Genomic DNA, 14289 nt, shown 5'->3' on the forward strand with positions numbered 1-14289 from the left:
ACCGCCCCGGTGTTTCGCCCTCCGCCCGGTTTGGGGCCCCCGGGAAGGAGTCCTTCACGGACCGACTGCCAGTCTCAGCCGGGCAGCAGGGCGGGGGCGTCGAGCCGGGAGGCGTTGGCGGCGACGTCGTCGGGCTGGTCCTGTGCGGACAGTTCGGCCTTCACCCGCGCGAGGTAGTTGTCCACCTCGCGCTGCTGCCGCGCGGCGTCCCAGCCGAGCAGCGGCGCGATGAGCGCGGCCACCTCGGGGGCGGCGGTGACCCCGCGGTCGGTGACCTCGATGGAGATCCGGGTGCGGCGGGTGAGGACGTCTTCGAGGTGCAGCGCGCCCTCGTGCGACGCCGCGTACACGGCTTCGGCCTTGAGGTACTCCTCGGCGCCCGGGATCGGCTCACCGAGTTCGGGCCGCTTGTCGATCATCGCGAGGAGGTCGGTGATCCTGGTCCCGTAGCGCCCGAGGAGGTGCTCGGCGCGCTCCACCGGCAGCCCGAGCGTCGCCCGGTCCCGCCACAGCTCGTGGTAGCCCTCGGCGCCGACGATCGGCAGCCGGTCGGTCCACGACGGCGGGGCGGGCTTGGCGACGTCCTCCATCGCGACGTCCACCGCGTCCGCGGCCATCACCCGGTACGTCGTGTACTTCCCGCCCGCGATGATCACCAGGCCCGGCACCGGATGCGCGACCGCGTGCTCACGCGACAGCTTCGTCGTGGCAGCGGCTTTCGCGGCCAGCAGCGGACGAAGCCCGGCGTACACGCCTTCGATGTCGTCATGCGTGATCGGCGTGCGCAGCACGGCGTTGAGGTGGTCGAGCACGTAGTCGACGTCGGCGCGGCTGGCGGCCGGATGATCGCGGTCCAGCTCCCATTCGGTGTCGGTGGTGCCGACGATCCAGTGCCTGCCCCACGGGATCACGAACAGGACGCTCTTCTCGGTCCGCAGGATCAGGCCGGTGTCGAGGTCGATCTTCTCGCGCGGCACCACGAGGTGGACGCCCTTCGACGCCCGCACGGTGAACGGCGCGGGAATGCCCGCGGCCTTCGACATGTCGTCGCTCCACACGCCGGTGGCGGCGATGACCGTCTTCGCCCGCACCTCGATCTCGGCGCCGCTCTCCAGATCGACCACCTTCGCGCCGACGACCCGGCCGCCCTCGCGCAGCAGCTCGGTCATCCGGGTCCGGGTGAGCACCGAGGCACCCTGCTCGGCAGCGGTCCGCGCGATCATCATCGTGTGCCGCGCGTCGTCGACCTGCGCGTCGTAGTACTGGATGGCGCCGATCAACGCGTCGTCGGCCAGGCCGGGCGCGACCTCGAACGCGCGACGCCGCGAAAGGTGCCGGTGGCGGGGGAGCGCCCGCGCTCCGCCGAGCGTGTCGTACAGCGTCACCCCGGCGCCGATGTACCCGCGCTCCCAGACGCGGTGCTGCAGCGGCACCAGGAACTTGACCGGGCGGACCAGATGCGGGGCCAGCTTCTGGAGCAGCAGCCCCCGTTCCTTGAGTGCCTCGCGCACCAGCTTGAAGTCGAGTTGTTCGAGATAGCGCAGTCCGCCGTGGATCAGCTTGCTGGACCGGCTGGACGTCCCGGCCGCGAAGTCGCGGGCCTCGACGAGCGCGACCGAAAGCCCGCGCGACGCGGCGTCGAGCGCGATGCCCGCACCGGTCACCCCACCGCCGACGACCAGCACGTCCAGCTCGTGCTTGCCGATCTTCCGCAGGGATTCCGCGCGGTACAACGGGGACAGGGGAAGTGATGACACGGTGGTTCTCCTCGGATCGTGGTTCATTGGACGTCGACCCAGTCGAGCGTGCGGCCGACGGCCTTCTGCCAGCCGGCGTAGCCCTGGGAACGCTGCTCGGCCGTCCACGACGGCTGCCAGCGCTTGTCCTCGTTCCAGTTCTGTTCGAGCTCGTCGGTCGACCGCCAGAACCCGACGGCCAGCCCGGCCGCGTAGGCGGCGCCGAGCGCGGTGGTCTCGGCGACGACCGGCTTCGAGACCGGCACGCCGAGGATGTCGGCCTGCAGCTGCATGCACAGCTCGTTCGCGGTGACACCACCGTCCACACGCAACACGTCGAGCTTGACGCCGGAGTCGTTCTCCATCGCCTCGACGACGTCGCGGCTCTGGTAGCAAATGGACTCCAGCGTCGCGCGCGCCAGATGCGCGTTGGTGGTCGCGCGGGTCAGCCCGACGATGGCGCCGCGCGCGTCGGAACGCCAGTACGGCGCGAAAAGCCCGGAGAAGGCCGGGACGAAGTAGATCCCGCCGTTGTCGGCGACCTCGCGGGCCAGCGCCTCGCTTTGCGACGCGCCGCTGATGATGCCGAGCTGGTCCCGCAGCCACTGCACGGCCGACCCGGTGACCGCGATCGAACCCTCCAGCGCGTACACCGGCTTGTCGTTGCCGAACTGGTAGCACAACGTCGTGAGCAGCCCGTGCTTCGAGCGGACCAGCTCGTGTCCGGTGTTGAGCAGCAGGAAGTTGCCGGTGCCGTAGGTGTTCTTGGCCTCGCCGGGCCGGAAACAGACCTGGCCGACGGTGGCCGCCTGCTGGTCGCCGAGGTCACCGGCGATCGGGACCTCACCGCCGAGCGGGCCGTCGGCACGCGTGGTACCGAAGAAACCGGGGTTCGACGACGGCTTGATCTCCGGCAGCATCCGGCGCGGAATGTCGAAAAAGGACAGCAGCTCGTCGTCCCAGTCCAGCGTTTCCAGGTCCATCAGCATGGTGCGGCTGGCGTTGGTCGGATCGGTGACGTGCACGCCGCCGTCGGTCCCGCCGGTGAGGTTCCACAGCAGCCAGCTGTCGGTGGTGCCGAACAACGCGTCGCCCCGCTCGGCGTCCGCGCGCACGCCCTCGACGTTCTCCAGGATCCACTGGAGCTTGCCGCCGGAGAAGTACGTCGCCGGGGGCAGCCCGGCCTTGCGGCGGATGACGTCGCCCTTGCCCTCGCGCTCCAGAGCGGACGCGATCCGGTCGGTGCGGGTGTCCTGCCAGACGATCGCGTTGCAGTACGGACGGCCGGTCCGGCGGTTCCACACCACGGTCGTCTCACGCTGGTTGGTGATACCGAGCGCGGCGAGATCGCTCGCGGCGAGGTTCGCCTTCGTCAGCGCGGACGCGATGACCGCGCGGGTGCGCTCCCAGATCTCGGTGGGGTTGTGCTCGACCCAGCCCGGCCGGGGCAGGATCTGCTCGTGTTCGAGCTGGTGGCGGGCGATTTCGTTGCCGCCGTGGTCGAAGATCATGAAGCGCGTGCTCGTGGTGCCCTGGTCCACGGCTCCGACGAAATCAGGCATGGGTGAACTCCTTTGTGGACTCAGGACTCAGGCGACGGGTTCGGCGTCTTTGGCGGGCGAGGGCACGGTGTCCAGCTCGTCACCGGGCAGGAAGCGCTCGACGACGTACTTGTAGATCGCCGCGCCGATCAGCGCGCCGATGATCGGCGCCACGATCGGGATCCACCAGTAGGGGTAGCCGTACTGGTCGGTGAAAGCGGTGTCGTAGCCGGTGAGCCAGGAGGCGAGCCGCGGGCCGAAGTCACGGGCCGGGTTGATCGCGTAGCCGGCGTTGGTGCCCCAGGCCATGCCGATCCCGACGACGGCGAAGCCGACGATCAGCGGCGCCATGTTCGCGGCGGGCGCGGTATTGCGCAGGTCCGTGATGGCGAAGATGAGCAGCGCGAGGATCGCGGTGCCGATGATCTGGTCGCGGAAGGCACCCCAGTCACTTACCGGGAGCGTGCCGTTACCCGGCAGCGTCGAGAACACTCCCTGGGTCTTGATCGTCAGCCCGGGGTCCTTCGCGTTCAGGACCTCGGTGTAGTTCCAGCGCACGAGCAGCGCCGCGACGAACGCGCCCGCCGTCTGCGCCAGCGCGTAGGGCGCGACCTTGCGCCAGGAGAATCCCTTGAACACCGCGAGCGCGATCGTCACGGCGGGATTGAGGTGAGCGCCGCTGATCCGGGACGCGACGTACACGCCCAGCGTCACGCCGAGGCCCCACGCCCAGGCGATGCTGTCGTGATCTCCGATACCCCCGGCGACGACCTGCGCCACCACCCCGCAGCCGAACAGGATGAGGATCATCGTCCCGACGAACTCCGCGGCGAGCTCGCCGGTCAGCCCCCGGGCCTTGAGGTTTCGCACCATTGCTTCCTCCACTTAGGACACCGGCTCCCTTGCCGGTGCCGCGACGTTAAATTCGTGAAAACACGGGGTCAACGAGGTCGGGTCGGCATTGTCGAACGACACGCCCGGGGGTTCGACATTGTCGAATCGGCGCTGGTCGGGTTAGGGTCGCGCCGTGCCAGGTCCCATCCAGTCCATCGAGCGCGCCGCCGCGATCCTCCGGTTGCTGGCGCGCGGTTCCGGCCGTCTCGGCGTCGGCGAGATCGCCGATTCGCTGGAGCTGGCCAAGGGAACCGCGCACGGCATCCTGCGCACGCTGCAGGGCGTCGGCTTCGTCGAACAGGACCGCGACAGCGGCAAGTACCAGCTCGGCGCCGCGCTGCTGCACCTGGGCACGAGCTACCTCGACGTCAACGAACTGCGCTCGCGGGCCATCAACTGGGCGGACGCGCTCGCCGCGCGCAGCGGGGAAACCGTGCGCATCGGCGCGCCGCTGGAGGGCAGGGTTTTGGTGGTACACCATGTCTTCCGGCCCGACGATTCGTTGCAGAGCCTCGACGTCGGGACATTGCTGCCGCTGCACGCCACGGCGCTCGGCAAGGTCCTGCTGGCCTACGACGTGACTCTCGTGGCATCGTTGCGCGGCGGCGAGCAGGAGGCCTACACCCGGCGGACGCTGACCTCGCCGACCGCGATCAAGCGCGCGTGCGCCAAAGTCCGCGAAACGGGCTGGGCGAGCGAGCGCGGCGAGCTGACGCCTGACGAGGCGGGGATCGCCGCGCCGATCCGCGGGCACGGCGGCATCGTGGTCGGCGCGATCGGGGTTTCCGGCACGGTGGAACGGATCTGCGAGCCCGACGGCAGCCCGAACGCGCGGTTGCTCGGTCACGTGCGTGACGCCGCGCGCGCCGTGTCCCGTGATCTCGAAACCTCGCGGCACTGAACGGCACGGTACTGACGGAGCGGAGATCATGGTCCAGCGGTTCGTGATGTCGATCGACCAGGGCACGACGTCGACGCGGTGCATCCTGTTCGACGCGCGCGGACGGCTGGTCTCGGTCGTGCAGCGCGAGCACCAGCAGCACTTCCCGCGTCCGGGCTGGGTCGAGCACGACGCCGTCGAGATCTGGAAGAACCTCGGGCGGATCGTGCCCCAGGCCCTGGCACAGGCCGGGGCGAGTGCGGAGCAGGTGGTCGGGCTCGGCATCGCCAACCAGCGCGAGACGACGGTGGTGTGGGACCGGCACACCGGGGCGCCCGTGGGCAGGGCGATCGTCTGGCAGGACACCCGCACCGACCGGATGCTCGAACATCTCGCACGCGAACCGGCCGCCCGGCGCGTCCGGCAGCTGTGCGGGCTGCCGCTGGCGACCTACTTCTCGGCGCCGCGTGTCCGCTGGCTGCTGGAAGAGATCCCCGGCCTGCGCGAGCGCGCCGAACGCGGCGACGTCCTGTTCGGCACGATGGAGAGCTGGCTGATCTGGAACCTGACCGGCGGGCCCGAGGGCGGCGTGCACGTCACCGACGTCACCAACGCCAGCCGTACCATGCTGATGAACATCCGCACGCTGGACTGGGACGACGAACTGCTGGACTTCTTCGACGTCCCGAAGGCGATGCTGCCGGAGATCCGGTCGTCCACCGAGGTCTACGGCACCACCACCCGGGTGGTGCCGGGAATCCGTATCGCGGCGGCGCTCGGCGATCAGCAGGCGGCGTTGTTCGGCCAGACCTGTTTCGCGCCGGGCGAGGCGAAATGCACCTACGGGACCGGCAGTTTCCTGCTGCTCAACACCGGGGATACGCCGGTGCTCTCGACCCACGGCATGCTCACCACGGTCGGGTTCAAGATCGGCGACGAGCCCGCGGTGTACGCGCTGGAGGGCTCCATCGCGGTCACCGGTTCGCTGGTGCAGTGGTTCCGTGACGGCCTCGAACTCATCGGCAGCGCCCCGGAGATCGAGACGCTCGCCAGGACCGTCGAGGACAACGGCGGCTGCTACATCGTGCCCGCGTTCTCCGGATTGTTCGCACCGCATTGGCACAGCGAGGCGCGCGGGGTGATCGCCGGGCTGACCTCGTACATCACGAAGGGTCATCTCGCCAGGGCCGTGCTGGAGGCCACCGGCTGGCAGACCCGCGAGGTCGTCGACGCGATGAACGCCGACTCCGGCCTGGCGCTTTCGACGCTCAAAGTGGACGGTGGGATGACCGCGGACAACCTGCTCATGCAGTTCGTCGCGGACGTGCTCGACGTGCCCGTGGTGCGCCCGATGGTGGCGGAGACGGTGTCGCTCGGCGCGGCTTACGCGGCCGGGTTGTCCGTAGGGTACTGGCCGGATTTGGAAGGCCTGCGACGCAACTGGCACCGGGCGGGCCAGTGGCTGCCCTCGATGGACCCCGGCCGGCGGGACACCGAATACGCGCACTGGCGGCAGGCCGTCGAGCTGACCTTCGGCTGGATGCGACCGGCGGAGACGCCGACTACGCCCGGGTCCGACCTGGTCGAGGTCGTCCTCAGCGACCACCGGAGGCTCGAGCAACTGTGCCGCGAGCTGCGCAACCATGAGGCCGACCGGGAGACCTCGCGCGCCGAACTGTCGGCCTTGCTCGTCGCGCACGCGACCGCCACCGAGCGCGTGGTTCACCCGTCCGGACAGGACGGTGCCTTCGGCGAGGAGCTCCTCGCAGTGCTGGAGGCCGACCCGCTCGACGGCGACGAGTTCGACAAGGCGCTGATCGGCCTGGAGTCCGTCGTGGACGCCCATGTCCGGGGCGAGGAGCGCGGGCTGCTCAACGAACTCCGGCGGACACTGTCCCTTTCGGACCGCACCGCGCTGGGCCGGGCCTTCACCGGCGAGCGCCGCAGGCAACTCGACCTCGGCTGTGGCACCCTCGCCCACGTCAGGGAGAACGCCGCGCGGCTGCGCCTCTGACCGGTGTCCGACAGCGACCACCCGTGGCCCCGCCTCACCCACTACTGTCCGCCTGGCCCCGCCACTCCCTCAATCGGAGCAGCGCGGGTGACACGGTGCGATTGTTGTTCACTTACCCGGTTAATTGCCGTTAATTCGTGGCGATACGTACGCTCGTTCCCGAAATGGTTTAGTCCTTCGAGACAGGAGAACTGCCGTGCGAAAACGGATGGCGGCCCTTGTTCTGACAATTGTCGCGCTGACTTTCCTGGTCGGGGCGCCCGCATCGGCCGCCGAGAGCAGCCGTCCGCCGCGCTCCTGCGCCGCGGCGGAATACAGCGTCCTGTTCGGTGAAGGCATAGTCGTGCGCTGTTTCCCGCCTTACCCGGGCTACACCTATCGGGCCGTCGCGCACTGTTTCGCCGGGAATGTGTTCTGGACGACGGTCGGGTACTGGGTGCCGTTCGGCCCGTCCTCGGCCGAGTGTGTCGGCGGATTGCTCACGCCCGCTTCGGTGGTCGGATACGACGTCGACGTGCTCTGACCGGTCTGGGCGTACCCGCCTCGTCACCGACGGTGCCCGCCGCCTGAAGATCTGCTTAAGGAGGACACCGGAAGCTCGCCGGACCGCGGAATCCGCAGGACGATCACCTCATGGCGGGTATTTCCGAGCGAGCGGCGGTACGGCGGCTCCACGACCGGTTCGGGTTCGGGCCGCGGCCCGGTGACCTGGACCGGGGCTTCGCCGAGACGGTGACGCGGCTGCTGACGCCGGGGGACGACCCTGGCGCGAAGGCAACACCGATCCCGCGACCGGGCCCGCCGCCGGACCGGCCGGGCAAGCAGGACAAGACCGGGAAGCAGGCGTACGCGAAGAGCCTTCAGGCGCAGGCCACCGCGGCGGCGATCTGGTGGCTCGACCGGATGGTCGCGGCCGATCTCGCCTCGGTCGAGCGCCTGACCTGGTTCTGGCACGGGCACTTCGCGACGAGCGAGCAGAAGGTCAAGAGCCCGGAGCTGATGCTCACGCAGAACCAGGCGCAGCGCACGCTCGGCATGGGCGGCTTCACCGCGCTGGCGCAGGCGATGATCGTCGACCCCGCGATGCTGCTGTGGCTGGACGGGAACAGCAACAAGGCGGGCAAGCCCAACGAGAACCTGGCCCGCGAGTTCATGGAGCTGTTCGCGCTCGGGGTCGGCCACTACAGCGAAAACGACGTCCGGGAGGCCGCGCGGGCGCTGACCGGCTGGGCGGCCAAGCGCGACACCACGACGGCGCAGTTCGTCGCGAAGCGGCACGACAACGCCGCGAAAACCGTCCTCGGCAGCACGGCGAACCTCGACGCGAAGTCCTTTGTGGACCTTGTACTGGCCAGACCGGAATCGGCGCCGTTCGTGGTGGGACGGCTGTGGTTCCGGCTCGTCTCGCCGACGCCGCCCCCTGCCGACGTGCTGAACCGCCTCGTCGCGGCCTACGGCGGCGCCCGGGACATCCGCGCGCTGCTCACCGCGATCGCCGCGGAACCCCTGTTCCGTGACAGCGCGACGTCGCTGGTGAAACAACCGGTGGAATGGCTTGCCGGGCTCATGCGCGCGCTCGGCGTCCGGCCGTCGAAACTGGACGACAAGGGGAAAACCCAGCTGCTGGCCGGGCTGCGCGGGATGGGCCAGGTCCCGTTCCAGCCACCGAGCGTGGGCGGCTGGGCGGCGGGCGGGGCCTGGCTGACGACGTCGGCCGGGGTGGCCCGGCTGCACCTGGCACAGCTGATCGTCCAGCACGCGGAGCTGGGCGCGGTCGCGAAGGCGTCCGACAAGCCCGCCGCGATCGGCGACCTGCTGGGCGTGGACGCCTGGTCGAACCGGACCCGCGCGGCGCTCGCCGGTGTCGGCGGCGACGTCAAGCAACTGTCCACTGTGGCCGCTTGTGCCCCCGAATACGTGGTGAGCGGGTAGATTCCGATGAACAAACTGACTCGGCGGAGGTTCCTGATCGCCTCCGGTGTCACCGCGGCGGGCGCGCTCGCGGCCGGGGCGACCCAGGTCGACTGGGCGGACCTCATGACCGCGGCCCAGCAGACACCGCTCGACCCGAAGGCGGGCGTGCTGGTCGTGGTGACGCTCTACGGTGGCAACGACGGGCTGAACACCGTCGTGCCCGCGAGCGACAGCCGCTACCAGGACGCGCGGCCGGAGCTGGCGTACAAGCCCGAAGACGTGCTCGACCTCGGTGAGGGACTCGGTCTGAACCCCGGAATGAAGGGCCTCAAAGGGCTTTGGGACAGCGAGGAACTCGCCATCGTGCGTGGGGTCGGCTACCCGAAACCGGACCACAGCCACTTCCGGTCGATGGCGATCTGGCAGACGGCGTCGCCGGAGACGTCGGTGCCGACCGGCTGGCTCGGCCGGTGGCTCGACACGTCGGGAGACGACCCGCTGCGCGCGGTGTCTGTCGAGCCCGTACTGCCCCCGCTGCTGGCCGGGGCGCAGACCGCGGCGGCTTCGCTGCCGGTCGGCGGGCTCGCCCTGCCGAAGGGAACGCTCGGAAAGTCGTTCGAGGGACTCGGCGCGGCACAGCCGGGCGAGGGATTCTGGCAGGCGAAGGCGGCGAAGTCGATCGGCGACCTGCACAACGCCGTCCGGGTGCTCGGTGGCGCGGTGCACCCCGCGGGCGGCGGGCGCCAGGTGGGCGGCGGGCAGCAGGCGAAGGGCAAGGGTGCCTTGGCGGCGCAGCTCGACGTCGTGGCCGGGCTGATCGAGGCGGGCGTGCCGACGCGCGCGTATTCGGTGTCACTGGGCGGTTTCGACACCCACGCCGACGAACGTGGCACCCAGCAGCGGCTGCTGACCGAACTCGACGGCGCGCTGACGCCGTTCGTGCAGCGGCTCGGGAAGACCGACCGCGGCAAGCAGGCGGTCGTGCTGGTGTACTCGGAGTTCGGCCGCCGGGTCGCGGCCAACGCGAGCGAGGGCACCGACCACGGCACCGCGGGCCCGGTCTTCGTGCTGGGCAACGGCGTCCGCGGCGGCTTCCATGGCACCGAGCCGAGTCTGTCCGATTTGGACAATGGCGACCTGAAGCAGAGCACGGATTTCCGCGACGTCTACGCGACGATGCTGGAGAAGGTGCTGGGCACCGACGCCGGGCGCGTCCTGCCAGGACACTCCGGCCGCGTCGACGGCCTCCTCGCCTGACTCCCCGGTGGCCGCCTCCGTATGTCGCGAACGCGTCGTTCAGGACGGTGAACGTCGGCAACGGAGCGTTCACGACAGGCCGGACGGCTCGCGGTCGGCGAAGCAGCATGTCGCGAACGACGCGTACGAGACGCTCATCGTCCCGAACGCGTCGTTCCGGAGACCCCGAGGCCCCTTGCCGAACAGCATAGGGGGAGGGACCGACGAAACCGGTCGAGAGCGGGCGGGCGGGGTCCGTGAAAGCCACCATCACAGCGCTGAGCGCCGGTAAGGAGTCCTTCACGGCCGTGAGCGCCGGTAAGGGGGCCTTCACGGAGACGGCCAGCGCGCGTCAGGCCGGAGTGAGGCCGGTGAGGACGAAGACGGCACCGCCGTCAGGGGCCGCGTCGCAGCGCAGGTCGCCGCCGTGGGCGCGGGCGAAACCCCGGGCGATCGCCAGGCCGAGGCCGGAACCGCCGGCGCGGCGGTCACGGGCGTCGTCGAGCCGGACGAGCCGGTCGAAGATGCGTTCGCGGTCCGCCTCCGGAACGCCGGGACCGGTGTCGGACACCGCGAACCCGTCCGGCGCCACGGAAATCGTCAGCGTGCCGTGCCCGGCCATCGCCTGCAGGGCGTTGTCCACCAGGTTCGTCAGGATCTGGGTGAGCCGGTCGGCGTCGCCGAGCACCCGGGCGTCCGCGCCGCCGACGGTCACGGTGACGTCCGGGGCGAGCAGGCCCACCCGCTCCGCCTGGGCCTCGGCCAGCGGGAGCAGCGGCACCGGCGCGCGGCCGATCTCCGCGCCGGCGTCCAGCCGGGCCAGTTCCAGTAAGTCGTTGACGAGCTTCCCGGCTCGCCGCGATTCGCGGACGACCAGGAGCTGGAGACGCTCCCGCTGTCCGGGGTCGGTATCCGGGGGCAGCTGGAGGACGGCCTCGGCCGCGGCCTGGACTCCGGTGAGCGGGGTACGCAGCTCGTGGGCGGCGTCGGCGACGAACCGGCGCGTGCGCTCTTCCGAGGCCCTGGCCGTCCGCTCGGCGCCTTCGAGAGCGTCGAGCGCGGCGTCGAAGGCCGCCGCGGTGCGGCCCAGTTCGGTGGTGGTGCGCACCGGCGCCAGCCGCCCGCCCCGGCGGCCGGAGACGATCGACCGCGCCAGCCGCGTCATGGCGTCCAAAGGGGACAGTGCGAATCGGACACCGAGCAGCAGGGCGAGCGCGGTGACCAGCACCGCGACCAGCCCGGTGATCAGCAGGAGCCGCTGAAGCGTTCGCTCCGTCCCGGCCACGATCGAATCGTCGGCGGTCAGTGTCAGCTTGGCGCCGTTGATCTTCGCCGCACCGGACAACGTCGCCTTCACCTGGCGCAGCCGGGTCGTCGACGGCGGTTGCAGCGCCCCGTAAACGGCGCCGTCCGGCATGGCGAGCTGCCCGCGTACCCCGCGTGTCTCGACCCGCCGGAGCAGGTTCGGCGGGCTCAGGTTCTGCTTCGCCAGCTGCTGGGCCAGCTGGACGCGCGCGGCCAGCAACCCGTTGACGTCCTTTTCCGCCTGCGCGCGGAACACCGCGTTGACCACGAAGAAGACGATCACCAGCACGACCACCAGCACGGTGAGCGCGGTGACGGTGACCCTGCGGTACAACGACGCCGTGCGGAGCCCGCTCATCAGGAGTCCCCGCGCAGGATGTACCCCTGGCCGCGCACCGTGTGCAGCAGCCGTGGCCCGTGTGCCTCGAGTTTCTTGCGCAGCGTGCTGACGTTGACCTCGACGAGGTTCGCGGCGTAGTCCTCGTATCCCCATACGGCGGTGAGGATCTGTGTCTTCCCGACCACCCGGTCGCGGTGCGCGGCGAGATAGCCCAGCAGTTTCCACTCGGTCGCGGTGAGGTCGACCGGTTTTCCGCCGTAGTGCACCGTCCCGGCTTCGACGTCCACGACGAGATCGCCGATTTCGATGGCGGGCCGGGTCCGTCCGGTCCGCCGCAGCACCGCGCCCGCCCTGGCGACGAGTTCGGCCAGCACGAATGGTTTCACCACGTAGTCGTCCGCGCCTTCGTCGAAGCCGCGCAGCCGGTCCTCGACGCCGTCACGGGCGGTCAGCATCACCACTCCGGCCGCGGAACGGCGCCGGACGACGCCGAGCAGTGCGAACCCGTCGCGGCCGGGGAGCATCACGTCGAGAATCACCAGATCGGGGCGAAAACGGGCGAGTTCGGGTTCGAGTGCGGCCCCGTCGGCGAGCGCGCGCACGGAGAAGCCGGCCGCCGCCAACGCCGTCTCCACCGAGACCCGGATGGCTTCGGCGTCCTCGACCACAAGGATCCGTGGCTCACCTGACACCGGGGCAGCTTAACCCCGGGCCAGTGTTCACCCGTTGGTGGTTGAGCGGCCGCGTCGCAGTGACTTAGCGTCGAGCCCGAGCGGAAATGCGGAGGTACGCATGTCTACTGGGGACATCAGCAGGCGTTCGGTGTTGTGGGGCGGCGGCGCGGCGGCAGCGGGCGCGGCCATGGCGATGCTGCCGGGTGTGGCGTTCGCGGCGCAGGAAGCGGGCGGCGTCCCGGTGACGAAGACCGTCACAGGCACCTTCACCCCGGACATCCCGGACTGGTACTACCTTCCGGTCGACGTGCCGCGCGGGGTCGCCCGGATCGACGTCGTCTACTCCTACGACCGGCCGCAGGTGCCCGGCGGCGTCCGCGGAAATGCCTGTGACATCGGCGTTTTCGGGCCGGAAGGGCACCAGCTGGGCAACGAGCGCGGCTTCCGGGGCTGGTCGGGCGGGTTCCGGGACCGGTTCTCGATCAGCGCGTCGGAGGCGACGCCGGGATACCTGCCGGGTCCGATCACCCCCGGTCGATGGCACGTCATCCTCGGCCCCTACACCGTCGCGCCGCAGGGTCTGAACTACCGGGTGGACATCACCCTGACTTTCGGCCCGCAAGGCACGCCGGTCAAGCCGCACCCCGCGCCGGAAACCGCGCCGGCCCGCCAGCGTGGCGCGTCCTGGTACCGCGGCGACAGCCACCTGCACACCGTGCACTCCGACGGCAAGCGCACGCCCGCCGAACTCGTGGCCGCCGCCCGCGCGGCGAAACTCGACTTCATCGTCTCCACCGAGCACAACACGCCGAGCGCGTCCCTGCAGTGGGGCGACCACGCGACGGACGACCTGCTGATCCTCAACGGCGAAGAGGTGACCACCCGCTCCGGGCACTGGCCCGCGATCGGCATCCCGGCCGGGAAATGGATCGACTGGCGGTATCGCGCGTCGGATCCGGTCGAGTTCCGCCGGTTCGTCGACCAGGTGCACCGCCACGGCGGGCTGGTGACCGCGGCGCATCCGTTCGCCAACTGCTTCGGCTGCACCTACGAGTACGCCTACGAACTGGCCGACCTCGTCGAGGTGTGGAACGGCCCGTGGACCGAGGACGACCAGGCCAGCGTCATCCACTGGGACGGCCTGCTGCGCGGCGGCCGCTGGATCCCGGCGATCGGCGACTCCGACGCGCACACCCCGGACCACACCGTCGGCCTGCCGCACACCGTGGTCCGCGCGGACAGCCTCGCCAGGAAGGACCTCCTGTCGGGGTTGAAGGCCGGACGTTCCTGGCTGGCGGAGTCGGCCGACGTGTCCCTCGACTTCACTGCCGCCGCCGGATCACGCACCGCCGGGATCGGCGAGCGGCTGTCGGCCGGCATCGGCACCCCGGTCACCGTGAAGGCCGTCGTCGGCGGGGTGCCGGGCACGACGGTGACCTTTCTCGACCAGCTGGGCCCGGAACACACCGAAACCGTTCCCGCTTCCGGCACCGCCACGGTCACGTGGACCACTTACCCGCGTTACAGCCGCTGGGTGCGGGTCGAGGTGCGGCGCCCGTCCGGCGGCCCGAAGACGACGGTGCCGAACGCCATGGTCGCGATGTCGAACCCGATCTTCCTCGGCCAAGACCGCTTCCCCCGTACGGAGAGCTGAAGGGGACGTTCGTCTCGTCGGATGAGCTGAAGGGGGGGGGAGTAGGGGAGGCAGTCGGGGGGATGGCCCCAAACAGAACACGCCACCCGGGAGGGGGGGTC

The 14289-nt window shown here is 70.4% G+C and carries 11 protein-coding genes; 6 read left to right on the plus strand and 5 right to left on the minus strand.

The genetic code is table 11. From position 1 onward, the window contains the following. Window positions 1-74 precede the first annotated feature (74 nt). Genes glpD through ACFWY9_RS34430 form a run of 3 tightly spaced genes read right to left on the minus strand, consistent with a single transcriptional unit; the run spans window position 75 to window position 4150 of the window. Window positions 75-1784 (minus strand): glycerol-3-phosphate dehydrogenase, encoded by a 1710-nt coding sequence (glpD, locus tag ACFWY9_RS34420; protein WP_378325282.1) that lies wholly within the window; start codon window positions 1782-1784, stop codon window positions 75-77. Then, window positions 1781-3298: a glycerol kinase GlpK gene (glpK, locus tag ACFWY9_RS34425; RefSeq protein ID WP_378340821.1), complete on the minus strand. Its 1518-nt coding sequence runs from the start codon at window positions 3296-3298 to the stop codon at window positions 1781-1783. Before glpK (ACFWY9_RS34425) ends, glpD begins: the two co-directional genes overlap by 4 nt. A 27-nt stretch (window positions 3299-3325) precedes the next feature. Beyond that, window positions 3326-4150, minus strand: coding sequence for an MIP/aquaporin family protein (locus ACFWY9_RS34430; RefSeq protein WP_378340822.1), 825 nt, complete (start codon window positions 4148-4150; stop codon window positions 3326-3328). Window positions 4151-4304: 154 nt separating this feature from the next. Here ACFWY9_RS34430 and ACFWY9_RS34435 point away from each other — a divergent pair, with 154 nt between their 5' ends. The 5 genes from ACFWY9_RS34435 (at window position 4305) to ACFWY9_RS34455 (ending at window position 10236) form a co-directional block, all read left to right on the plus strand. Further along, the gene (locus ACFWY9_RS34435; RefSeq protein ID WP_378340823.1) at window positions 4305-5072 is read left to right on the plus strand and encodes an IclR family transcriptional regulator; all 768 of its coding nucleotides are present in this window, start codon (window positions 4305-4307) and stop codon (window positions 5070-5072) included. A gap of 28 nt (window positions 5073-5100) precedes the next feature. Further along, window positions 5101-7065 carry a glycerol kinase GlpK gene (glpK, locus tag ACFWY9_RS34440; RefSeq protein WP_378325289.1) on the plus strand — a complete coding sequence of 655 codons (1965 nt, stop codon included), beginning with the start codon at window positions 5101-5103 and terminating at the stop codon, window positions 7063-7065. 196 nt (window positions 7066-7261) lie between these two features. Next, entirely contained in the window at window positions 7262-7588 is a 327-nt protein-coding gene (locus ACFWY9_RS34445) for a hypothetical protein (RefSeq protein ID WP_378325291.1), read from the plus strand. Between the two features lie 110 nt (window positions 7589-7698). Further along, entirely contained in the window at window positions 7699-8997 is a 1299-nt protein-coding gene (locus tag ACFWY9_RS34450; protein WP_378340824.1) for a DUF1800 family protein, read from the plus strand. A 6-nt stretch (window positions 8998-9003) separates the two neighbouring features. Further along, window positions 9004-10236 (plus strand): DUF1501 domain-containing protein, encoded by a 1233-nt coding sequence (locus tag ACFWY9_RS34455; protein WP_378340825.1) that lies wholly within the window; start codon window positions 9004-9006, stop codon window positions 10234-10236. Window positions 10237-10567: 331 nt separating this feature from the next. Here ACFWY9_RS34455 and ACFWY9_RS34460 read toward each other — a convergent pair whose 3' ends face one another. Both ACFWY9_RS34460 and ACFWY9_RS34465 read right to left on the minus strand, forming a co-directional pair. Beyond that, on the minus strand, window positions 10568-11878 hold the full coding sequence (locus tag ACFWY9_RS34460) for a sensor histidine kinase (protein ID WP_378340826.1): 1311 nt from the start codon (window positions 11876-11878) through the stop codon (window positions 10568-10570). Beyond that, a complete protein-coding gene (locus ACFWY9_RS34465; RefSeq protein WP_378325297.1) occupies window positions 11878-12552 on the minus strand; it encodes a response regulator transcription factor in 675 nt (224 codons plus the stop codon). The genes ACFWY9_RS34460 and ACFWY9_RS34465 overlap by 1 nt, the downstream gene beginning before the upstream one ends. 100 nt (window positions 12553-12652) lie before the next feature. On the opposite strand from ACFWY9_RS34465, the gene ACFWY9_RS34470 reads away from it, so the two are divergent. Next, window positions 12653-14188 (plus strand): CehA/McbA family metallohydrolase, encoded by a 1536-nt coding sequence (locus ACFWY9_RS34470; protein ID WP_378340827.1) that lies wholly within the window; start codon window positions 12653-12655, stop codon window positions 14186-14188. The last annotated feature ends 101 nt before the right edge of the window (window positions 14189-14289 follow it).

This window comes from Amycolatopsis sp. NPDC059027 (assembly GCF_042739735.1).
Taxonomy (GTDB): Bacteria; Actinomycetota; Actinomycetes; order Mycobacteriales; family Pseudonocardiaceae; genus Amycolatopsis.